Genomic DNA, 20,740 nt, shown 5'->3' on the forward strand with positions numbered 1-20,740 from the left:
CGTGACTCAAATGGTTATGCCAATTTCAGGTAATGACGTCTTGAATGGTGTTGGGAGAAGACTTCGGGAGGAGCGCATGCGAATCGGGCTCAGCCAAGCCGAATTTGCTGCGCTCGGTGGCCTGCAACCGCGCGCGCAACTCAATTACGAATCCGGCGCGCGGTCGCCCGATGCGAACTATCTCGGCGCGTTAAAAGACATTGGGGTCGATGTTCTGTATGTCTTGACGGGCGAGCGCACTGCGGCGGTCCTGTCGGACGATGAGAACGAAGTGGTTGGTGGCTACCGTCAACTGGGCCAAACTGGGCGGACGGCAGTCCAGCATCTGATCCGCACGTTTTTGGCGAACAGTCCCGCGAACGCCGCGAATGAGTCCGGCGTTCCGGCCGAACGCCGAGTGAAGCGGCTCGCCGAAAACCGGATGGTCGGACTGGACGATCATGCGGCTGACGTGGTGCGTCGAGCAAAAGTGGTGGTCGAGCAATTCAAGGCCGAGCGGGCTGGGTGCAAGGCGAAGGGACCGACGGGGCAAGGCGGTGATTCCGAGTGATCTGTACCAGCGGATCATGGCATATGGTCCGCCCCGTATACATCAACACTGCAGAGTTCGTGCACATAGGAGGACGCATATGGTCAATGCACCTGTGACGCAACCAGAGGACATCAAGCGGTCCGTAAAAGCAGATGCCTCGTCCAAGGCGACGCGCAAATCCACGAACGTATCGCTTCCAGCAGATTTGCTCGAGCGCGCCAGGGAACTGAACGTCAATCTATCGCGGGCCAGCGAACGTGGTTTGCGTGAAGAGATCATGGCGGCCGAGGCGCGCGTCTGGGCCGACAAGAACGCTGACTTCATTGCCGAAATGAATGCACGCATCGAGCGTGACGGCTTGCCTTTGGAAGACGGCCGGATGTTTTGATGGCGCGTTTCGACCTTTACAAGAACCCGTCGACACGATCCAGGATCACGTCCCCGTTTCTGCTCGATGTGCAAAGCGATCACCTGGGCGACCTCATCTCGCGCGTCGTCATTCCATTGACGCGTGTGGTCGGCAATTACACTCCGAGCAAGGTCGCGCAGGATCTCTCGCCGATCATTTATATCGCGGGGGAGCCATTCGTGCTGGAGACGCCGTTGCTTGGCGCGTTCAGGACAAGCGAGCTGGGCCGGGCGATTGGCACGCTCAAAGATGAGCGCGACAGGATCAGTGCTGCACTCGAACGCCTATTTGGCGCTTACTGATCCCTCTCCGTTACGTTGACGAGCCGCCAGCATCTTGCTGGCGGCGCAATTCCCGCAGTGCGTCGCCGAGGTCCTTCAATGCGGCTTCGGCCAGTTCGAGCGCTGTTGCGCCGTCGTCTGCCGCGGACTGGGGCAGTGTCCGAATGACCGCGAGACTGCGGTCGAACTCCCAAATGACATGTCGCAACGCGATGCCGCGGCGGGTGAGTCGCAGGCCGTTGCGCCCCGGCGAGCGTTGCACGAGCCGGAAACCGAGTAATCGCTCTAGCTGAGCGATCTTGCGACTGATGGCTGCCCGTCCGATGCCCGTTGCGTTTGCGGCGGCCGCAAAGGTTTCGTGGCTGACGATTTCGCGGAAATCCCGCAGCAAATTCCAGTTAAATTTTTCACGACGTTTTTGGATCGCCATGTCGCGAGAACCCTTACGCGGCGGGCGTTTGGGCGTGTTGGTTTCGACCCATTGAGCATAGAAAGGTGACTTTACAGTCACGTTATGTTGACTTTTACGATCCGTTTTCAACTGTTAAGAATTCTGTCTTAATGGCGGGTAACCGTTTTCCGTGAGACCGGTGTTTCACGGCGAGTGGTTTCCAGGTGTTTTTGTCAGGCAAGACAAGGTTGGTAGGAGACATTGAATGAAGGAACAGCGCGAGCATGTCGGGAATGGCAAGACCATTTCATTCGAACAAGCCCATGTCATCGAAAAGCAGGCTGCGCAGTCAGCGGCCGACAATTCTCGCGAGCATGTGGATGCGGCGAGTTCTATATTGCATGACGTCCGTGCCTCAGCGCTGGCGTGGATGGATGTCACAATGCAGATGATTCTCAAGATTGATGCGGCTCAGGCGTTACTGAACGGGAGGTCGCAAAACGCGATTAAACGGCCCATTTCAATTGATGACGCCGCGATGGAGAAAGCAGAAAACGAACGTCCAGACGCACATTCAGTAGCGGCGAGTGATTAATTTGAAATAGCAATTGACGGAGAGAAATCCCAGGTAATTCGCCGGTCAGGCAAAAAAATCATATAAAAAACGCTTACCCCAGCGCCTCGGATTTTTCCCGTCCCGTCCCTTCACGCCGCGACCGGCACGCAGGCCTCGCATCTAACTCCTACAAACGCCCTCAAGACCGGCGGAAATGGCTCCGATGCCGGGCGGTCGTCGGATCGTCCCGCATTTCCAGCTCGAGCGCGGTAGTGAAACCGCCCTCGCCGTCGATGGTATGCGTGGCCTGCTTCACGAGCCAGGCGGTTGCATCGATCTCGGGCTTGAAACCGGACACGGTCACGGGCATTTCGGGAAAAAGCTCCGCGCGCCCGCGCGCGAGCGTATAGGCGAGCGTGGCCTGACTGCGCTGAATGCGCTGGAACTCGGCCTGGGCTGCAGCTTGCGCATCGGCCTGCGACGCGTAGTCCTCGGGCAGCACCTTCACGTTGTGGTTGTTCTCGCCGCCTACGATCACTGATTGGCGCCGCGCCTTGCCGTGCGCGTGGTAGTGCGCGCGCACGGCCGCGTAGTGCTCGCGCTCGGACACGTGATAGCGGTGCTGGTCGCCATCGGCGCGCGTCAGATTCAAGACCTCCAAGGGCTGGCCGCTAGCGGTGCGGCCGGTGCCGATCGGCATAAAGAGCAGGCGCAGGTCCTTCACGTTCATGACGGCGTCGTAGCGGCGGGCGAGCCGCGTGAGGAACGACAAATCGCTCTCGTGGGTCTGGTCGATATGCGCGATTAGCACGTCGGCGAGCGTATTGCCCACGGCGGGCGTGAGTGCGTAACGCGTGGCGATCGTACGCACGATCGTGCCGAGCGTCTGGCCATGCCAGCTGCACTCGCGACGCGCCTGCATGCCGCGGGTCATCGATGCCGACCGGGCACGCACGACGAGCGTATCGGGCGTGCCGTGATGCTCGAACTCGGTCACGATAAAGCGGCCCTTGTCGACGAGTGCGCTGCCTACCCAGCCGATCGCCACACGGATCGCGTCGCCACGCTTCGGTAGCGCCAGCTCGCCGCGCGTATCGTCGAGCACCAGGTCGACGGTATCGGCCTCGTCGGTGCGCGACTCGGTCAGCGTCAGCGACACGAGTCGAGGGCGCAGTCGTGGCGAGAGGTCCCGATCACCGAGCGTGATCCGATAGTCGGCCATCGGCACCACCCGCGGTACTCCTCGCACCTGCTCCGCACGATCCATTGCCCGAGTCGTCATGCCTTGGTGCCCTGAGCCGCACGTAGCACGTCGTCGTCGACCCGCTCGAGCGTGAGCGTGAAGGCGATCTTGCGCGGGATGCCGTCGGCGGTGTGATGGGTCTGCGTCTCGTCCAGACCAGTGATCAGATACGCGCCGTACACGTTGCCCAGGCCGTCGACGAGCACATATGCGTCGCCTGTGTCGGCCATTTCGGCGAGCCGCGCGATCGACGCGATCGAGCCGATCGACTCGGGCGCGACCAGCCCGTTCAGCGTAATCGTGTCGTCCCCCTGACCCGTGTACTGGCGCGCATCGCGCACGCCCACGCGCGCATGCCGGGCATGCTTCCAGTTGCGCCGCCGCTGCAGCTCGCTGAACGGCGCGGTGGTGAGGCTAAACACAAATTGATCGAGCGACATCAGCATCAGTCGGCCCCGTAGTCAGTCAGAAAGCCGAGCGCTGGCTCGGGCGCGCTGCGCACGCTCGCGGCGATCGAGCTCGGCGGTGACCGCGCGCGCGATCGCCTGCGGATCGTCGCCCGGCCGCGGGTGGATGTGAACAGTGATCGTCGTGGGCGCGGTGGAGGAAACGACTCCTGCCCCCGACGCGGCCGAAGCAGCCGACGGCGCCATGATCGGCGGGCGCTGATCAATCGGCACGGTGGCCTGTACGATCGGCGCGGGCTTCGCGAACGACGGCAGCCCAAAACCGGCCACCGCGGCCGTGGCCAATCCGAGCGCGGCACGCCGGATCGGGCGCACCTGGCCGGCCATGCCGAGCGCCGCGCCTTGCCCGACATACTGGCCGAGCGCCACAAACACGCGGCTTGGACTGCGGATCTGGAGCTTGTCGCGAAACCAGCCCACGGCCGAGTCGGCGACAGTGCGAATCGCCTCCTTCACGGCCGACAGACGGCTGCGGATCCCGTCAACGAAGCCGTCAACGAGGCGCACGCCCATCTGAGCGAACTGCGCGCCGAGACTGCCGAAACTATCGAGCACGGACCGCAATCTACCGAGCAACCTGGCAAGCAGGGCGTTCCACCTGGCGCGAACCGCATCGAGTGCCGCCTCGCAGGCCGCGCCAATCGTTTGCCACAGCGCGGCGAACTTCGGCCCGAGCGTATCCCAGTGCTGCCATACATAGACGGCCGCCATCGCGAGCAGCGTCACGAGCGCCAGCAACGGATGCGCAAGGGCGAGCCGCCCCAGCACCAGCAACGCGCGCCCCACCATCGCGAGCCCGCGCAGCAGATTGCGCCCAAGCCACGCGGCCAGCATCCCGAACCCGCGCGCGAGCCACGCGATGCCCTGAGCCGATCGCGCCAGCGCCCGACCCAGGCTCCCGCGCAACAGCGACGCCAGCGCGCCGAACACGCCGCGCACGATACCGCCCTTAACGCCGAGCACTGTGAGACTGAAGCGCACGATCGCCAGCGGCCCCAAGAGGCCGGCCAGCGCAATCGCGACGCTGCCCAGCACGACGAGCAGCGCCGCGAGCACGGCCAGCACCGTCACGATCGCGCGCGCGGCGCGCGGGTGCGCCTGGATCGCGCCGATCAGGCGCTCGGTCAGCGCGCGCGTCTGATCAAGCGCAGCGTTGTACAGAGGCGCGACCCGCTCGCCGATCTCGCGCTTGAGGTCCCGCACCTTCGCGAGCGCATCGGCCTCCTTGCCCTGGGTCTGGGTACTGGCGAGCTGCGCGGCGTCGTCGATGCCGTACGCGCCGGCGTTCAGGCGCGCATTCTTGTGGATCTGCTCGCGCTGCATCACCATCGTCGTCATCAGGTTCGCCGCGGTGCGATTGGTAAAGACAGTAGCGATGGTGTCCTTGATCCGGTCCTCGTCGGTGATGCCGCGCTTGGCCAACTGCGGCAGGAATACCTGTTCCAGCCATTCGAGAGGCGAGGCTTTGAGCAGCGCGCTGCCCTTGAGCGCGCCGGTCTTGAAGTGGTTTACGAGCCCCATTTTGTTGTACTCGATCCCGTCGGCGTTGATGAGCCCGAGCTTCACGAGCTCGCGCGCGGCTTTGACGGTGGTCTTGCCCTGATAGACGTTGTTGTACGCGGACATCAGCCCCGTGCCGACCGCGTGTCCGCCCATCTCCTGGATGAGCGGCTCCATCTGGTAGTAGAACGCGTCGGGCCGCATCTGCTTGGCGGCCACACCTCCTGTCTGAATGAAGTTGCGCCACTCGTCACCGCCTACGCGCCCGCCCGTGGCTGAGAGCACCTGCTGGACCCGGTTAGCCTCGGCGCGGAAGGTCGCCTCATCTTTCGTGCCGCCGCGCAGTTCGATGACCTTGAGCATGTTCATGAACTTTTCTTCGGCAGCGTGCGCGTCTTCTGCCCCAAAGAGCGCCTCATTCGCAAATTTCATTTTCGCGAGCGTGGGCATCACCATCTGCGCATGATGCTCGTCCGCAAAGATCGATAGCGCATCGCGCATCAGCGTCAGATTATCGGTCGTGCTCACGCCCATCGTCTTCATCGCGCGCACGTAGCGCTCGGCGGTGGTCGACACAGTGTCGCCGAGCCCGAGCGCCGTGATGCGCGCGCGCTCGTTCGCCAGGTGCTTGGCTTCGCCCAGCGTCTGGCCGAGATTGCCCAACAGGTGCGAGCCGCTTGCGCGCGCCGCATAACCGCCCAGCGCCATGCCGCCCGCCACGCCCTGCACCGCATGCATCTTGCTGCGGGCGGCCGCGAGCCGCTTTTCCCGGGCGGACAGCGCCTCGAGCTGCTGCATCTGCGCGTGCATCGTGGCGGTGGTCGCCGCCAGGTTCGTGCGCAGCGTACGCTCGTGCGTGGCGAGCTGCTGCGTATCGATGCCGGCTTGCGCGAGCGTGCCGCGCAAACCGTCGACCGCGCTCGTCTGGCGCTTGTGCTCGGCACGCAGGCGCGAGGCGGCCGCGCGGGCCCGGGCGAGCTCGGAGACCATCTGCTGCGAGGGCGGACCGAATGTGCGCAGTGAACCCGCCAGCGCCTTGACTTTTTCCTGGGCCGCTGCGAGCTTCGTGGTGGTCGAGGCGAGGTTTGAGCGCATGTCGCGAAACGACGCGACGGCCTTCTGTTGCCGGGACAGTGCAGCCAGCTCGCCGCGGGTGTGCTTGAGCGACTGCGCAAGACCCCGGTTGCCATGGAGCACCTGTTTGAGGGGCCGCGTCCAGCGATCGATCATGTCGAACATGACGCGCAGTTTGAGGGTGTGGTCCATGCTCATGCGGCCCCGCCACGCAGGCGCGCGCGCTCGCGCCAGTCCATCAGCTCGGCAAGCGTAAAGCCGTCCATGTCACGCGGCGTCCAGCCAAACACGGTTGCGATATCGGCCATCGCGTCCTCTACGCGCTCGGGCAGTCCATGCTCGCCTTGAGCGCCTTCGGCATCAAAAAACCCGCAAAGATGCCTCCGAGTGCGACAAGGTCGGCCGGATCCATCAGCGTGACATCGGCCTCGGTGAGGGTGGGGGTGCTGATGCGCGGCAGCACGCGGCGCAGCGCATCGACCTCGAGGTTCACCAGCGCCGCGAGTGACGTGCCGCGCAGAGCGCCCGCCGACGGCTTGGACAGCGTCACTTGCGTGATGGTTTGCGTACCGCGCACGAGCGGCGTGTCGAGCGTGTGCGTGTTCGGATCTGGCGTTTCGAGCTGCTGCGCGGCGATATCGATGTCCGTGTGAGCGTGTTGAGCGGTGGATGCTGGGGCGTGTTGATTCATAGTGAATTCCTGATATGGGGGTTACGGCAATGCCGCGATGGGACGCTGGAACTTACAGTCCGATCGCCTTGCGCAGGCCGGCGAGTAGATCATGACCGTTGATGCGCTCGACCATGTTGATGAAGTCCATCTCGATGATGTCCTCGCCGTTGATCGAGAGCTTGTAGTAGCTGGCGACGGTGGTGACCTTGAAGTCGGTGTCCTCGCGCGGCTTGGCCGTGCCCAGGTCGATCTCCTTGTGGCGGCCGCGCACGACGATCTCGAGGCTGTCGTAGGCGGGTGAGTCCTCGCGCTGATAGCCGCCTGCAAAACGCAGCTGGACGCCGTCGTGGGTCGTGATGCCGTACACCCGTAGCACTTCTTCCATTAAGCCGCCACAGGTCCATTCGAGCTGAATCGCTTCCTGGCCGTAGTCGATCGAGATCGGCCCGCTCATGCCGCCGCCTTGCCACTCTTCCATCTTGCGCGAGAGCTTGGGGAGCTGGATTTCCTTGGTCTGGCCGAGGAAGTGGGTGCCGTTGTGGAACAGGTTGTAGCCCTTCAGTTTGCGGGGCATGCCCATGCGTGTTCTCCTGGTTGAATGGCGCAGGTTGCGTTAGGCCGACACGCGCGCCGCAAAGTCGGCGAGATAGCGCTCGGTGATGCGCTGGCGCAACTGAAGATTTTCCAGCGGCGGCACCGGCGTGTAGTCGTAGTCGATCGCGAGGGTGCCCGCGGCCAGCGCGTCGGTCGTGTTCGGCTCCGGGTCGTACCAGGCGCTGCCGCCGATCAGATAGCCGTTGGCCACCTGGCGCCGAAACCAAGCATTGATCGTCTCGATGATGTCGCGCGCGAGGGAGGGATTCAGCGGCCCATCAACGACGCCCATCTGCGCTTCGGCGATCGTGTCGGCGATCACCTGCGCGGTGCGCGTGCTGCTCTCGAACACGAATCTGGAGTCGGCATCAGCGGTGCGCGAGCCCCAGAAACGGAAGCCGTTGCGGTTCACGAGCGTCGTGACCTCATGCTCGTTCAGATAACCCGCGTCGGTGGCCGGATCCTGCAGATCCCACGACACGTCCGCACTGATGCCGGTCACGCCGTTGACCACCACGTTCGAGAGGGTCTTGTGCCAGCCGACGAGGTTGTCGATCCTGGCGCGCAGGCCCACGGCGATCGCGGGCGCCGGAATCGTGACGGTGCTGTTGGTCACGTCATCCCACCCGAGCCAGTCCGGCCAGATCACCATGATCTCGCGCTGGCCGAACTGCTTGCGGTAGGCGAGGGCTTCCTCCTTGGTCTTGCAGCCGTGCGCGGCGACGTACGCAAACCCGCGCAGCGCCTGCGCAATGGGCACCAGGGCGCTGGCAACGGCCACCGTATCGAGCCCGGGCGCGGCCAGGATGCGCGGTTTGACGCCCAGCTTGGCCTGCGCAGCCAACAGCGCCTTCATGCCGGTGTAGCGGCCCTCGGGGGTGACGGTGCCGATGACGTTGGTGGTCGTCGCCTCGGCATCCTTGCCGTCGGCCACGCGTACGACGACGGTAAGCGGCTTCGTCTGCTTGCCGATTGCCTCGAGCGTGCGCGAGAGCGTGCCCTGTGTGCCGGCGCGGGCCCGTGCGGCGATCACATTGGTGAGCAGTACGGGCGTGTCGAGCGGAAACGCGGCCGCATCGGCGTCGGCCGCGGTGCATACGATGCCGAGCACAGCGGTGGAGACGGTGCGAATCGGTCGACCGCCGTTGTTCAGTTCGATGACGCGAACGCCATGATGGTAATCCTGCGGCATGGGGTACCAGTCCTTGTGAAGGTGAGGAAAAACGGGAGCGCGGGCGCGCGCCAATCAGGGATGCGCGTCGGGGGCTGGGTCTGCGGGCGGACTTTCCGCCGGCACATCCGGCGGTACATACGGCCCGGGTTCGTCGGGCCATACCACCGCATCCGGAAACGTATCGGCCTCGATCGCGGCGACGAGCGCCATCTGGTACGCGGACCAGGCTTTAAACAAGTACGTCCCTTCGTCATCGAGCAGGCCCGCCGCATACGCATCGGCCTTGCCGGCGTTGGCCCGACGCGCACGCGCCATCCGCTGTTCGAACTCGACCATCGCCGCGTCCCGCCGCTCGCGCGCGAGGACGGCAGGCGGGATGCGCCAGGCACCGTCGAGCCACGCGTGACGCGGTGACGGCGGAGCTTCGACGGTGAGCCCCAGTTCTTCAGGCGTGAGGCCGGCGGTGGCGATCTCGACCGCCTCGCCGGTATCGGTGCGGTAGCACAGCAGTCCGCGGTAATCCGGCAGCAGGCACCACACACCGTCCCGATAGAACGGCCAGGTGGTCGGCGTGCGCGCCGGCGGCGCATCGAGTGTCGCGCCCGCCGGAATCAGCCAGCGCTCGGCGTTGCGTGGATCAACGTCGGGCTGACTGCTGCTCAGGTAAGCGCCGGTGGTGCGGTCGTAGTGGTGGATCAGCATGGAAATTCCTTGATTCGATACGCTGGTTCAATACGCGCGGATCATCGCGAGCAGCGCGACGTTGCGCGGACGCGCTTCGTTGCCGCCGTCGCCATTGACCGTGATCGTGTGCACGTGACGGCCAGCCCCGCCGATGCCGACGTTGTGGCCGTGGTTGCCGGCGTCCCCGATACCGATGTTGGTAGCCGCAGCCTCGGTGCCATGGACGTCCTGCCTGTCCCAGTTGTACGGCCCCCAACCTTGGCCGTAAGACGTCGCGACCACGCCAACGCGCCCCATTCGAACGCCGTGGCCATGACCCGGGTCATGCACCACGTGCCCGTGCTGCCCCTGCGCATCGGTCCAGGCCGGGTGCACGTGCTCGCCGGATTCGCTCGAGTACGCGTCATGCTTGTGATGTCGGTTCTGATCGCGCTGGAACGAGCCGATCATGCGCTGCGGGTCGGTGTCCGATCGGTCGTCGCTCCAGCACCGGATAAACTCGCCGCGCAGCTCGGGCAGCCTGAAGGTGGTCGCGCCATCGCCGCTCGAGAAACAGCCCCAACGCCCGTCGTGCCACACGTCGTCGGCCACCAGCGCACCGCTTGCCTGCGCGTACGCCCACAAGGCGGGGTAGTCGGCGCGCTTGAGCACCGCGCCGTTGGCTTTCAGAAAGCCGGCCCGCACGGTCGTGCGCGGCTCGAATACGATCTGGCCGATCGCGGTCGTGCCCAGCGCGGCCAGCACCCATTCGGTGGTCGCCACGCGCGTGGAGCGGTCGCCCGCGGCCGGTGTCGGTGCGGTGACCGGCCGCTCGAACGTCGTCTGCGTGGGCGCAAACCGCACCACCGCAGCGCCGTTGCACGACACGCCGAACTGGCCGTCAGCGGTGTGATACAAGCCCGTGTCCAATGCCCCGTCACGCTCGAACGTCAGCGACGGCGCACTGGCCGAGCCGGGCGCGAGTTTGAGGCGTTTGCCCGGCGCGAACGCGAGGTCGCCCGCGAGCGTGCCGCCCTTCTTTTGGTCCAGCGGCGTGACGTTGCCCGCATGCCAGGCAATCTTGCCGTCGATCCGGAACGTGCGGTCCGCAAACAGGTACTGGAACGAACCATACGAGGGCGAGTAGAACCCGACGCTTTTATCGTCCCCAAACAGATAGCCATCGTTGGGCCCGAGCAGCAGACGCCCAGACCGTTCGTCCGAGTAGCGATCGATCGCAATGCCGCCATTCACCTGAAGCGCGGCCTTGAGCGCGCCGAGTAGCGGTGCGCCAATCGCCAGGCGCTTGCCCGGCTCAAAACGCACATCGCCCCGCAGTACGCCACCGGCCAGCGGCAGGTACTCGGCAGGATCGAAGTTGCCCGCATCCCACGCGAGGTGACCGTCAAAACTCGGGCGCTTGACCAAGTGGACCGTACCGTGTTCGCGGGAGATCGCCATCACCCCGCCTGCCCACTCGCCGTCGTCGGTGAAGCTGATCAGCTTCAAGTCCGAGCCGCGGCCGCCGCCGCGTTCGGGTGCGTTATCGATACCGAAGAACCAGCGCATGCGACCGGCGGTCTTGCAGGCGACACCCCGAAAGCGCTCAGCGGGCCCGTCCAGGACCACGTCCGCGCCATCGAGATGCACGTCGCCGGTAAAGCGCGCGCCGGTGAGCGCCGCATAGCGTTGCGCGGCCGTTCTGGGCGTTACGGCCCGCGTGTCGTCCTCGCCCGCATCGACCTCGGCTTGCGTGGCGAGCTTGACCACGCCGGCGCGCTCGGTGGTCGCCGGCGGGTTCACGAACGTGGTGTCGCCGAACACGAGCTGGGCCGCATCAATCGTCGCGAACTGGATGTCGACCGACAGCAGCAGGATGGCCGCGGGCGACTTCTCCAAGATCGGGGTGGCCTGCCCATAGACAGCGGCCAGCACACCGTTCTCCAGGTATAAACCTAAGCCGTACAGTGGGTACTGCTCGGCGCTGTCGTCCTGCAGCGTCACGTGGATCGTGTCGGGTGCGACGTTCACCCCGCCGAAGGTCGTGATGCGCTTGTGCTCGTGCGGTAGCTCCTTGAGATCCTTGGCAGGCGCGAACGGCGCGGTCGCGAGCCCGATGGCCGTGACCCGGTGCGCGTTCGTGCCGTCGTGGCCGGGTGTGACCAGCGCGGCACGTCCCGCGTCGGTGATCGTGATGAGCATTCCCATAAACCGCTACCGATCAGAAAGAGCCAGACGACCATAAACCGCCACACGCGCGACTGCCCCAACGCGTTGCGTGCCGGCGGCGCTCGCGCCCTGCGTGAAGGTGTAGTGCGCGGTGCCGCGCTTGGCACGATCGACCTCGGCCATGATCTCGGCCACCAATGCGGCCGTGGCCGGCACGCCTTCGTGGGATCCAGCGCTCAGCACAATCTCGAAGGTGCCCGGCTTGCCGCGCGGGCACATCTCGAACCACTCGCGCATCACGACGTGTGCACCGAACGACGCGCACACCTGGCGCACAGCCTCGGCCGTGCCTTTCAGGCGCGCGATGCGAATCGCCGCCTTCACACGTGCGCGCTGCACGTGTTCGGGCCAGTCGGCGTGCCAGGTGTCGACGCCGACGTGCCAGGCGAGCCACGGCAGGAACGCGAGCGGAATCGCATCGGGGTCCATCAGCGTGCCGAGTGCGACGGGCAGCGCGCTGATGGCCGAATTGACCTGCGCGAGGCGTCGCTCGAGCACGCTGGCGTTGGGCGGAAGGAGCGTCTCGGGCGCCTTATTCATCGGCCACCCCGCCGTCGATCAGCTCGATGCCTGTGCAGTACGGCGCCTGGTCCGCGGTGACGGGCACACCGTTCGGGAGCGACTCGATCAGCACCTTCTGTACGCCGGCCACCCGCATGGCTGCGTGCAGCCCGTCGAGCGTGACTTCGCGGCCGATGCGGTGCATCTCGATCGTGAAGGCTGCGGTGCGGCGCCGTGCTTCGGTAAGCGCCACCGCGCGGTCCGGTCCCGAGAAGAAGCGCAGCGTCGCGCGGATCGCATACGGCACGATCGTGGCGCTTTGCACGATCACTTCGTCGGTCTGCGGGCGCACCTTCTGCAGCGCATTGCGCACGATCGCGATCAAATCGTCGGGTGCGGTTCCGTCCCCCTCGCGTGAGAGGATCGTGACAACCATTACGCATGGCTCGGGCGAGTAAGCGGTGGCCGAGCGTACGCGCCCGTCGGCTGCGCGCGCATGGAACACATAGGCTTCGTTGGGGCCGGCGACCGAGAAGCCGCGCGGGGCGAGCTGCACGCGCTCGCGCAGGCTGTCGTTATCCTCGACGACGGGTTCGAGCCCGTGTTCGGGGTCTCCCGCGGCGATCACCAGGCGCTCGACATCGAAGAGCGCGGCCAGATGATCGAGCGTGGTGCCGCGCGCATAGGCGAGCAGCAGGCCGCGGGCGCGATCGTTGATCAGCTGGCGCAGCAGGACCTCGCGATAGGCGTTCTCCTGCAGCAGTCGCACCATCGGTTCGGATTCGAGCGCGAGGGTGGCGGCGATCTGCGCCTGCTGCGCGAGCGGATAGAGCGACACGAGGCGCGCCTTGCGCTCGGCCAGCAGTGTTTCGAAGTCGAGCGGCTCGACGATGTCGGGGGCGGGCAGACGCGACAGGTCGATCGGTGTGGTTCTCATGCGGCGCCTCCGTGCGAGGACGTTGCCTGCGAGACCGGCACAAGCAGCGACACCGGCTCCTGACCGGAATTCAGTCGCGCATCGGTCCAGCCGTCGACGTCGACGCACTGCGCGCCCGGCTGCGCGGCGTCAGGCACGACGAGCTGCACGCGCGTGACGGTCAGACGCGGTTCCCAGCGCATCAGGGCAGTGGCCACTGCCGCATACAGACGAACGCGCGTTGCGCCATGTGCGGGCGCATCGATCAGCTCCGGCAACTCGGAACCGAATGCGCGGCGTTGCAGACAGGAGGCGAGCGGCGTGGTGAGGATCTTGCCGACCGATTGCGCCAGGTGATCGACGCCGGAAAGCGCCCGGCCGGTGGTGGCGTTCATGCCGATCATGCCGGTCATACATTTCCCCCAATCGGCGCGGAGGTACGCGCGAACTCGCCGTGCGCCTCGTGCGCGTGCTCGATCAGGCTAACGCCGTCGGCGACCACGTCGCCCGTCAATGCCGCACTACCGTGGATCATCAGCACTGCATGGGAACCGCCCTCGGCGTGCTTGCCGGTCATGCCGGACTCGAAGGTGAGGGCGCCCTTCACCTGCAGTGCGCCGGTGCAGATTGTCTCGTCAGCGTCGAGCGTCACCATCTGTGCCTGGATCGTCGCGTGCTGCGTGTCGATCGTGATGGACCCCGGCGAGACGATCCGCACGGTTCCGCCCGCGGGCAACTCGGCCGTGAGGGCGTGCGCGTCGTGATCGTAGCGAAGCCGGGCGCCGTCTGCGTAGACGCGAGTGTGCGTGGTGGCCGCCCGATCGGGCGCGGGGGCTGCATCCGAGTAGAGTCCACGCAGCACCACCGCTTGCGCGAGATCGCCCATCGGCGCGAGCAGCACGACCTGCTCACCTTCGGTAGGAGGCAGCCACTCGCGTGTGGTGCCGGCTGCGGGCACAAGCCATGGAATCCAGTCCGTTTGCAGGCCATCGTCGTCGGTGGCGCCCACCGTCACGCGGCAGCGACTTGCCGCATGGTCGACCGCGAGAATCGCGCCTTTGCGCACCACGTTGCGCGCCTGCCGTTGCATGTCGTTCGTATCCATGCCGCCCATGGTGCCCACGGCCCGCGCGCGAGGCGAGCGCGCGCATATGTGGCGCCTGCGGGTACGCTTACCGATCAGCGAGACAGATAATGCAGCAAGCGCTCGCGTACCCGCTCACGATCGGCGGGCGCGAGACCCAGCACGACCCGCGCCGGATACTGTACGAGCGGGCCGCCAGGCGCGACCGGCGCGAGCTGCCCCTCCTGGTGCACGCGGGCGATGCGCGAGACGCGTGCATCGAACCCGATGGCGAGGCCCGTGTCGTCGACCTCGATTCTCAGATGACGCGCGGTGCGCAGTTTGCGGAACATCGTGGCGCGTTTGATCCGCCCGGCTTTGTCTCGTAGGTGAGGGTTCAATGAGCGCTCGCGGGCCGGGCGGGCCTTGCGCGGCACATACGCATGACCATCCGGGTTTTGCTGTGCGGCAATGCGGGCCTGCTGCGCACGGCGCAACTCGCGCGCGAGCTCGCGCAACAATTGCCGGCGCGCGGGCGGCGACAGCTTGGCGAGCAAACCAGCGGCCCAGCGCTCGATTGCCTCGAGCTCGTTCATGGCGCGATCCACCGCTCGGCTGCGTCGTCCACGTGCGTGACGGTGCGCCGCCCCTGCTCATCGGCGCCGACCACTACGCTCTCGGTGAGCCTGAGCTTGATCGCGAGATCGACCGCCTGGTTCGACAGGATGTCGGCGACGAAGGTCATGCCATCGCGGCGCGCATTGGCGTTGGTGACGAGATCGGGCTGGTGTGCGCGCGCCCATTCGATCACGGCGATCATGACGTCGTCGGCGCTACCGATGAAGTCGCGAATCAGCAGCTCGCACTCGTAGCGATACTCGAAGGAGGGCGTGCATGTACCGGTCGCGACGATTTCGCCGTCGTTGATAAAGACCGCGAGCTGGTCGGGCGCGGCGGCCAGCGCCGGGAGGGCTGCGACGAGCGCCGCGCGCAGGTGGTTCGGTTTATTCATGCGTAGAGCGCAAGGGTTCGGCCTCGGGTTGCGTGTGCTGTTCAGCCCGCAGTCGAGCCTGACATGCCGCAATCATGTCGACTTGCGCGGCGCACCGCGCCCAAGCCGCGCGCGTGGCGATCAGTGCCTCGCTTAACTCACCGTTGGTCCTGGGTGCCATTGCCGGCAGCGTGCAGCGCGTCACGCTCGGGCAAAGCGTCGGTAGCAGCACCGGCGCCGGTGAGCTCGGCGCTGTCGTGCAGGCGCACAAGGGCATCAGGCAGGCGAGTAAGCGCCCACGCGCGAACGGTATCGTTCTCATTGATCAGGGTATGCAATTGTGTTTGATCGGCCGCGAGCGTCGCGTCGATACGCGCGCGCGTGCGCTCGAGCTGCGCACGCTGGGCGTCGCGTTCACGCGCGTCAGTGAGCAGCCGCGCGATGATCGCATCACGGGTGTCGAGCGCCAGCCGGGCATCGCGGGCCGTAGCTTCGGCCACATTTAGCCGCACCTGCAGCGAGCGGCCATGCTGCAGGCCGGCTGCGACGGCGATCAATGCAGCGAGCGCCATGCCCGCCCGGAAGCCGGCCAGCATCATGGCGTCTTCGCATAACGCGCGTAAGCTTGCGCAAGCCGGGCGTCATACAGATTGCGGGCATAGTCCGGACCGTTATAGCCCTTCGCGAACACTGCCCACTTGCGGCCCCTGAGTGCGGCGAGTAGCCCCGTGTCGGCCGCAACGAAACGCACGAACGCGTCGAGCTGCTCGCCTTCGCTGAGCTCCATGCACGCGACGAACGCGTCCACGCTTTCGTAGCCCAGACGCGCCCAGTGCAGGCCCATCACCTGGAACGCGCCCCAGCTGGCCGACGCATAGGCCGCGGCCGCGTCGATGCGCGCCGCGGTGTCGAGCCGCACGTATTCGGCCGCACCGCCCTGGTAGCCGCCCGGGCTCGGATGAACGACGTTCGGAAACTGCTGCGCGTGGCGATCGGCATCCTGCACACCGAGGACATCCACGAGCTGCCGGTACATCACGTGCCGCTCGAAGAGGATCACGGGCCGGCCGTTCTCCAGAAAGCCCGCGCCCCGCGACTCGACCTCGGCCACCGCCCGCACACACGCGATCGACACGCCCAGCGTATCGGCGGCCCGCTGCAGGTCCGCTTCGGTCAGATGCCGGCGATCGCGCTGACCTGCTGCGAGTGCCGCGAGCGTATTGGGGCCTGCGACGCCGTCGATGGCAAGGCCCATGGCCGCCTGCAGCGCCTTGACCGCTTGCTCGGTCGTCTCGTCGTAGAGGTGCGTGGGCGCGAGCGGATAACCGGCGCGCGCGAGTCGTCGCTGCAGCAGGCCGACCTCGGCGCCGCGATCGCTAAAACGTAACAGATTCACCGAGAACCTCCCAACAGGCGCGCGATATTGCCGCGCGCCGTGATCACCATGACGGCAAGCATGACGGACTGCATCGCCTGGAAGATGCCGAGCTTGCCGCCGAGCAGCTCGATGGCCCCGCCGCACGTGAGCGCAATAAGCAGCCACGCGCTCCACGCCACACCTGCGCGGTGCCGCGCGCCGCGACGGCGATAGGTCAGCACGCGCACAATCAGCACACCGTGCGCGGCCAGCGCAATCAGAACCGCGATTTGCGTCATGCCAGCCATCTCAGCCTCGCTTCCGGAAGAACGCGCCGAGTTCGATCCCCTTGACGCGCTCGATCAGCGTGAGCGTCACGGTGATCACGAGCGCCGCTGCAAAGAACGCCGCGACGCCGCTCGAGTGGATCGGCACGAGGATCACGATTTCGGGGGCGGCAAGATAACCCATCACGAGCGAGATGACGAGGTACGCGGCGCGTTTAACGAGGCCCAGCTCGCGAGAGGTGACGACCACGAGCGCAGCGCCCGCGAACGCGCCGATCAGTGCATCGCCGTCGATGCCGGGCGCGATGCCGGCCAAGCCCACCGCCGCGGCAATCGCGGCAGCAGAGGAGGTGTTCGGTTCAGCCATGTCGAGCTCCGCTCAGTCGAACAGTTGCAACAACGCCCGGGTTGGCGCAATCGTTTCCCGCGAGGGCAGCGCCACCACGGTTCCCATCGGCAGCACGGGCCCGAGTTCGGCCAGGCCGGGATTCGCCTCGAGCACGGCTTCGACAGTGCCGGCCGTGCTGCCGTAGTGACGCCAGCACAGCGCGTCGAGCGTGTCCCCTTGGTGGACCCTCACGTATTCCACGGCAGGCTTCATATCAACGCCACCGTCGAGCGACCAATACCCAGCAAATCGCTGATGGCCCAGCGCGCATTGCGGCGCGACGTGTCGATCGTGTCGGCGAGGTGCTCGGCCGCCTCGCCGCGCTGTGTGACATCGAAGCCGCGGTATTGCTCGGTCACGTCCGCGTGCGTGAGGCAATACACGGCGCGCCGGTAGTGCGCCACGTGCGCGGGCGACACGTCGGCGAGCGCCGCGCAACCGTTTGCCCGCTGCTGCGCGCGCCAGGCGGCCAGTTCGGCGTTCACGCTGAGCATTGCCGCACGGGCTGCGTGCATGAGTCGCTCACGCGTGACGGTACCGTCCAGGCGCATCGCATCACGCAGCGCGGCAAGCTCGATGTCCGGGAAGAATCCATCGTTCTCGAGCGTGCCATCGATGGGCAACGCCGAAACGGCCGGCGCCGCGGTGGCCACGAAACTGTTCATCGTCGATCCAGGGAAAAGCACAGTAAAAGGGCGGTGGACCGCAGGCCACGGCCGTTGAGCACGAGGCGTACGACCGTGCCTGCGGTGCCGCCCTGCCGGGGGCAAGCTAGGTGTGTGGGGTCTCGTCCGGGCGATCTTCAGGCGGGCCCGACGCCTCGAGCTGCTTGGTGAGCCGCTCGATGTCTTTCTTGACGCCAACCCGGTCGTTGAGTACCACTGCACGGCGCAAACAGGCGAGCGCGCGTGGCACGTCGTGTGCCTGCAGTGCGTATCCGAGCGCCTTGAGCAGTTTGGCGCGCACCGGGTCGGGCATGTCGGCCTCACCGGTGAGCGCATCGACCTGCTCCAGGCACGCGGCATCGAACGTGCCACCGTCCAGGAACGCGCAGAGCGCCGCTTCCGCGAACAGCTCGGCCACGAGCGTGGCGAGCGTGCGCTCAAACACGTCCGGCAGCGTCAGCCCGTGCGTGAGCGCGTAGGTGGCGATCGCCAGCGCCCCGTCGTAGTCGCCCGTGTCGATGCGCCACACCATCACGGTGACGAGCACATCGTCCTGCGCGCCACGCCCGCGCTCGAGTACACCTGCCACATAGTCCGCATACTCAGGCAGCAGCGTGCGCTTGAGCGCAGCCTTCCGTATGACCGACTGCACGCCCTTGAGCGCACGACGATCGGTGGCCAGCTTGGCGAGCATCAGCTCGTAGGGCGTGGCCCCGGCCATCGTCTGGCCCGGGTCTGCAGCCGCTGCCGCCTGGGCAGCGGCAATACGCGCAAAATGGGCGCGTGCCGGGGTGCGGATCATCGGTCGTCCTTCGTGTCAGCGGGTTCAATCAGGCTGATGTTCTCCGCCACGCACCCGCACCCAAAATCCTCGACCACGTATGCGTCGTTGGACGATTCGTAGTTCTCGATGCGGTCGCGCTCGGGCACTTCCTTGAGCGTGCGCCGGCGTGCACCTTCCTGGTAATAAATCGACAGGTTCGCGAGCTTGGTGACCATCAGCGCGTGGCGCGGGAAGAACGGCACGCGCACGGCCGGCAGGTTGCCGATGCGCTTTTGGCTGACGATCAGGTCGGCCGCGAGCCGCTCGGTGGGCGCCTGCGTGGCGTTCACGATCGGGAAATACTTGTCGTGCAGCAGCTCGCGCCCGCAGATCACGACGAGCCCCGTGTCTTCCTGGAACCACGGGTCGAGCATCGAGGACACGAGATCCATCACGAGCGCGTCAAGGTTCGCGTAGTCACCGCCCTGGCCGATTAGCACCTTGCCCGTCTCTTTGCCACCTTCATGCAGCACGCGCTGCGTCGCGCGCGCGCGGTACTGCTGCAGCCAGCCGATATTGACGTCCTGCAGCAGCGGATGTGCGCTACGGTCGGTCGTCGGTGCGGCCCGCTCACCGTTCCAGCCGATCATGATCCGGTCCAGCGCCGCTTGCTGCACGATCACGTCGCGTATGCGCTGCTGGAAGTCGGGGAACTTGGCCCACGCGTCGAGCTTACGGTACGGGATCGCCGTGTCGTAATCAGTCTTCTCGCAGCGGTAGCGCTGGCTGTCCATCGCACTCGGATCCACCGGCTGGCGCGCGGCCTTGGTGGTGTCGGTGCGGCTGGCGATGGGGCCGGCGATCGTGAGGCCGAGTTTTTCGCCTTCGAGCTCGGTCACCGGCAGGATATTGATGCGGTTCAGGAACGCGCTCGATTCCTGGATCTTGGTTTCGAGCGTCTGCTGCACCGACGGCTCGACCGCGAACTTGTGCGACACGTCGTCGGTGTCGTTCAGCCGGGCGATTTGCGCGACGTACTTGCGGTACGCGTGGCGCGTTTGCTTCTTCATGAGGGAGATTCTCCGGGGATGAGCGGGGAAGGGATCAGCAGCGATCAACAATCGGTGACGAGCTCGCCGCTCGAGCCGGTCGAGGGCGGGCGGTGCGGTGCGCCGTTCTCGGCGGCTGAGAGTTTCGCGGTAAGCGCGTCGATGGCTGCGAACGCTTCGTCGGCGCGCTGCTTCGCGTCGGCAGCGGTTTGCTGCGCAGCGCTGAGCTCGGAGCGCAGCGCCGTCACTTCGCGGCCCTGCTGGCTGGCGAAGCCGGCAATTTCCTCAACCGCGCGCCGCACGTCGGTGTCACGTTGATCGTCAGACGAGCGATTGCGCGCGAACATGGCCTTGACGATCGACAGCAGGCTCGTCGATTCGGGCTCGCCCTCGAACTCGATCGACGTTTCGCACGCGGCCGAAAAGAGGTTGTTCGAACGGCGTGCCGCAAATTGCAGCGCTTCGGTGCCGAGGCTGGCCGGGTCGTCAGTCGCAGCCAGCCCCACCAGATATGCTTCGCCCAGGTCCGCGAAATCGGGATTGACCTCGATTGAGGTATAGAGCTTCTGGCGCTTGCGCGATAGCGTGACGAGCTCATCGGTCGGATCGATCTGCGCATACAGCGCGAGCTTGCCCTTGAGCGGCCCGTCTTCGATCTCGGCCGCCTTCAGCGCGATCACGTCGCCATACGCGCCGAACGGGGCGTGTGAAGACATCGGCGCGACTCCCTTGATGTGCTCGACGTTCAGGCGCGCGTTGTAGAGCGTCGGGTCGTAGTGTCGCGCCATCTGCGTGAGCCATTCGCGCTTGATCTCGCGACCGTCGACGGTCGCGCCTTCGACCGCGACGCGAAAGAATTTGGTTTTGTTGCTTGCCATAAGGCGCTCGAACCGTGGGTCAGTGACAATGCTGCCCATGGTCGGCCTTCGCGCGCCGCGCTTCAACGCACGGCGAACGTGCCCGAGCCCGGCACG

Annotated in this window: 30 protein-coding genes; 4 read left to right on the forward strand and 26 right to left on the reverse strand. The window is 66.0% G+C overall.

The genetic code is table 11. From position 1 onward, the window contains the following. The first annotated feature begins 76 nt into the window (after positions 1 to 76). From C7H84_RS19035 to C7H84_RS19045, 3 genes are all read left to right on the forward strand, one after another. Positions 77 to 550, forward strand: coding sequence for an XRE family transcriptional regulator (locus C7H84_RS19035; RefSeq protein WP_121860232.1), 474 nt, complete (start codon positions 77 to 79; stop codon positions 548 to 550). Positions 551 to 629: 79 nt separating this feature from the next. Further along, positions 630 to 920: a type II toxin-antitoxin system CcdA family antitoxin gene (locus C7H84_RS19040; RefSeq protein ID WP_121860233.1), complete on the forward strand. Its 291-nt coding sequence runs from the start codon at positions 630 to 632 to the stop codon at positions 918 to 920. Next, complete coding sequence (locus C7H84_RS19045) at positions 920 to 1,243, forward strand: CcdB family protein (protein ID WP_121860234.1); 324 nt, start codon at positions 920 to 922, stop codon at positions 1,241 to 1,243. Before C7H84_RS19040 ends, C7H84_RS19045 begins: the two co-directional genes overlap by 1 nt. A gap of 10 nt (positions 1,244 to 1,253) precedes the next feature. On the opposite strand, the gene C7H84_RS19050 is transcribed toward C7H84_RS19045, so the two are convergent. Next, entirely contained in the window at positions 1,254 to 1,652 is a 399-nt protein-coding gene (locus tag C7H84_RS19050; RefSeq protein WP_121860235.1) for a LysR family transcriptional regulator, read from the reverse strand. 226 nt (positions 1,653 to 1,878) lie between these two features. Here C7H84_RS19050 and C7H84_RS19055 point away from each other — a divergent pair, with 226 nt between their 5' ends. Continuing rightward, positions 1,879 to 2,208: a hypothetical protein gene (locus C7H84_RS19055; RefSeq protein ID WP_121860236.1), complete on the forward strand. Its 330-nt coding sequence runs from the start codon at positions 1,879 to 1,881 to the stop codon at positions 2,206 to 2,208. Between the two features lie 160 nt (positions 2,209 to 2,368). Here C7H84_RS19055 and C7H84_RS19060 read toward each other — a convergent pair whose 3' ends face one another. The 25 genes from C7H84_RS19060 to C7H84_RS19175 all read right to left on the reverse strand — a co-directional run bounded on the left by C7H84_RS19060 (position 2,369) and on the right by C7H84_RS19175 (position 20,644). After that, entirely contained in the window at positions 2,369 to 3,451 is a 1,083-nt protein-coding gene (locus C7H84_RS19060; RefSeq protein ID WP_121860237.1) for a phage late control D family protein, read from the reverse strand. After that, positions 3,448 to 3,858 (reverse strand): phage tail protein, encoded by a 411-nt coding sequence (locus tag C7H84_RS19065; RefSeq protein WP_121860238.1) that lies wholly within the window; start codon positions 3,856 to 3,858, stop codon positions 3,448 to 3,450. The genes C7H84_RS19060 and C7H84_RS19065 overlap by 4 nt, the downstream gene beginning before the upstream one ends. Before the next feature lie 15 nt (positions 3,859 to 3,873). Next, complete coding sequence (locus tag C7H84_RS19070; protein ID WP_121860239.1) at positions 3,874 to 6,645, reverse strand: hypothetical protein; 2,772 nt, start codon at positions 6,643 to 6,645, stop codon at positions 3,874 to 3,876. Between the two features lie 2 nt (positions 6,646 to 6,647). Then, positions 6,648 to 6,761: a GpE family phage tail protein gene (locus tag C7H84_RS19075; protein ID WP_121860240.1), complete on the reverse strand. Its 114-nt coding sequence runs from the start codon at positions 6,759 to 6,761 to the stop codon at positions 6,648 to 6,650. Positions 6,762 to 6,769: 8 nt separating this feature from the next. Next, entirely contained in the window at positions 6,770 to 7,144 is a 375-nt protein-coding gene (locus C7H84_RS19080; protein ID WP_121860241.1) for a phage tail assembly protein, read from the reverse strand. Between the two features lie 52 nt (positions 7,145 to 7,196). Next, positions 7,197 to 7,706 carry a phage major tail tube protein gene (locus C7H84_RS19085; protein ID WP_121860242.1) on the reverse strand — a complete coding sequence of 170 codons (510 nt, stop codon included), beginning with the start codon at positions 7,704 to 7,706 and terminating at the stop codon, positions 7,197 to 7,199. 33 nt (positions 7,707 to 7,739) lie between these two features. After that, entirely contained in the window at positions 7,740 to 8,912 is a 1,173-nt protein-coding gene (locus C7H84_RS19090) for a phage tail sheath protein (RefSeq protein ID WP_121860243.1), read from the reverse strand. Between the two features lie 54 nt (positions 8,913 to 8,966). Then, positions 8,967 to 9,596: a tail fiber assembly protein gene (locus C7H84_RS19095; RefSeq protein ID WP_121860244.1), complete on the reverse strand. Its 630-nt coding sequence runs from the start codon at positions 9,594 to 9,596 to the stop codon at positions 8,967 to 8,969. Between the two features lie 27 nt (positions 9,597 to 9,623). Next, positions 9,624 to 11,759, reverse strand: a complete 2,136-nt coding sequence (locus C7H84_RS19100) for a phage tail protein (protein ID WP_240462053.1) — start codon at positions 11,757 to 11,759, stop codon at positions 9,624 to 9,626. A gap of 12 nt (positions 11,760 to 11,771) precedes the next feature. Then, the gene (locus tag C7H84_RS19105) at positions 11,772 to 12,326 is read right to left on the reverse strand and encodes a phage tail protein I (protein ID WP_121860246.1); all 555 of its coding nucleotides are present in this window, start codon (positions 12,324 to 12,326) and stop codon (positions 11,772 to 11,774) included. Continuing rightward, complete coding sequence (locus C7H84_RS19110; RefSeq protein WP_121860247.1) at positions 12,319 to 13,224, reverse strand: baseplate J/gp47 family protein; 906 nt, start codon at positions 13,222 to 13,224, stop codon at positions 12,319 to 12,321. The genes C7H84_RS19105 and C7H84_RS19110 overlap by 8 nt, the downstream gene beginning before the upstream one ends. Continuing rightward, positions 13,221 to 13,607, reverse strand: a complete 387-nt coding sequence (locus tag C7H84_RS19115; protein ID WP_121860370.1) for a GPW/gp25 family protein — start codon at positions 13,605 to 13,607, stop codon at positions 13,221 to 13,223. Before C7H84_RS19115 ends, C7H84_RS19110 begins: the two co-directional genes overlap by 4 nt. Positions 13,608 to 13,612: 5 nt before the next feature. Further along, complete coding sequence (locus C7H84_RS19120) at positions 13,613 to 14,308, reverse strand: phage baseplate assembly protein V (RefSeq protein ID WP_121860371.1); 696 nt, start codon at positions 14,306 to 14,308, stop codon at positions 13,613 to 13,615. A gap of 74 nt (positions 14,309 to 14,382) precedes the next feature. Continuing rightward, a complete protein-coding gene (locus C7H84_RS19125; RefSeq protein WP_121860248.1) occupies positions 14,383 to 14,862 on the reverse strand; it encodes a phage virion morphogenesis protein in 480 nt (159 codons plus the stop codon). Then, on the reverse strand, positions 14,859 to 15,278 hold the full coding sequence (locus C7H84_RS19130) for a phage tail protein (RefSeq protein ID WP_121860249.1): 420 nt from the start codon (positions 15,276 to 15,278) through the stop codon (positions 14,859 to 14,861). The genes C7H84_RS19125 and C7H84_RS19130 overlap by 4 nt, the downstream gene beginning before the upstream one ends. Continuing rightward, a complete protein-coding gene (gene lysC / locus C7H84_RS37190; RefSeq protein ID WP_240462054.1) occupies positions 15,271 to 15,534 on the reverse strand; it encodes an Rz1-like lysis system protein LysC in 264 nt (87 codons plus the stop codon). The genes C7H84_RS19130 and lysC overlap by 8 nt, the downstream gene beginning before the upstream one ends. After that, entirely contained in the window at positions 15,416 to 15,856 is a 441-nt protein-coding gene (locus tag C7H84_RS36460; RefSeq protein ID WP_162999317.1) for a LysB family phage lysis regulatory protein, read from the reverse strand. The genes lysC and C7H84_RS36460 overlap by 119 nt, the downstream gene beginning before the upstream one ends. Then, positions 15,853 to 16,653, reverse strand: coding sequence for an N-acetylmuramidase family protein (locus C7H84_RS19140; protein ID WP_121860251.1), 801 nt, complete (start codon positions 16,651 to 16,653; stop codon positions 15,853 to 15,855). Before C7H84_RS19140 ends, C7H84_RS36460 begins: the two co-directional genes overlap by 4 nt. Next, positions 16,650 to 16,913 (reverse strand): phage holin family protein, encoded by a 264-nt coding sequence (locus C7H84_RS19145; RefSeq protein ID WP_121860372.1) that lies wholly within the window; start codon positions 16,911 to 16,913, stop codon positions 16,650 to 16,652. Before C7H84_RS19145 ends, C7H84_RS19140 begins: the two co-directional genes overlap by 4 nt. A 10-nt stretch (positions 16,914 to 16,923) precedes the next feature. Beyond that, positions 16,924 to 17,268 carry a putative holin gene (locus C7H84_RS19150; RefSeq protein ID WP_121860252.1) on the reverse strand — a complete coding sequence of 115 codons (345 nt, stop codon included), beginning with the start codon at positions 17,266 to 17,268 and terminating at the stop codon, positions 16,924 to 16,926. Positions 17,269 to 17,280: 12 nt separating this feature from the next. Continuing rightward, the gene (locus C7H84_RS19155; RefSeq protein WP_121860253.1) at positions 17,281 to 17,502 is read right to left on the reverse strand and encodes a tail protein X; all 222 of its coding nucleotides are present in this window, start codon (positions 17,500 to 17,502) and stop codon (positions 17,281 to 17,283) included. Then, the gene (locus C7H84_RS19160; RefSeq protein ID WP_121860254.1) at positions 17,499 to 17,954 is read right to left on the reverse strand and encodes a head completion/stabilization protein; all 456 of its coding nucleotides are present in this window, start codon (positions 17,952 to 17,954) and stop codon (positions 17,499 to 17,501) included. Before C7H84_RS19160 ends, C7H84_RS19155 begins: the two co-directional genes overlap by 4 nt. Before the next feature lie 106 nt (positions 17,955 to 18,060). Next, complete coding sequence (locus C7H84_RS19165) at positions 18,061 to 18,756, reverse strand: terminase endonuclease subunit (protein WP_121860255.1); 696 nt, start codon at positions 18,754 to 18,756, stop codon at positions 18,061 to 18,063. Beyond that, the gene (locus C7H84_RS19170) at positions 18,753 to 19,787 is read right to left on the reverse strand and encodes a phage major capsid protein, P2 family (protein ID WP_121860256.1); all 1,035 of its coding nucleotides are present in this window, start codon (positions 19,785 to 19,787) and stop codon (positions 18,753 to 18,755) included. Before C7H84_RS19170 ends, C7H84_RS19165 begins: the two co-directional genes overlap by 4 nt. Before the next feature lie 44 nt (positions 19,788 to 19,831). After that, positions 19,832 to 20,644 carry a GPO family capsid scaffolding protein gene (locus C7H84_RS19175; protein WP_121860257.1) on the reverse strand — a complete coding sequence of 271 codons (813 nt, stop codon included), beginning with the start codon at positions 20,642 to 20,644 and terminating at the stop codon, positions 19,832 to 19,834. Positions 20,645 to 20,740 lie beyond the last annotated feature (96 nt).

This window comes from Burkholderia sp. Nafp2/4-1b, assembly GCF_003635165.1.
Lineage (GTDB): Bacteria > Pseudomonadota > Gammaproteobacteria > Burkholderiales > Burkholderiaceae > Burkholderia.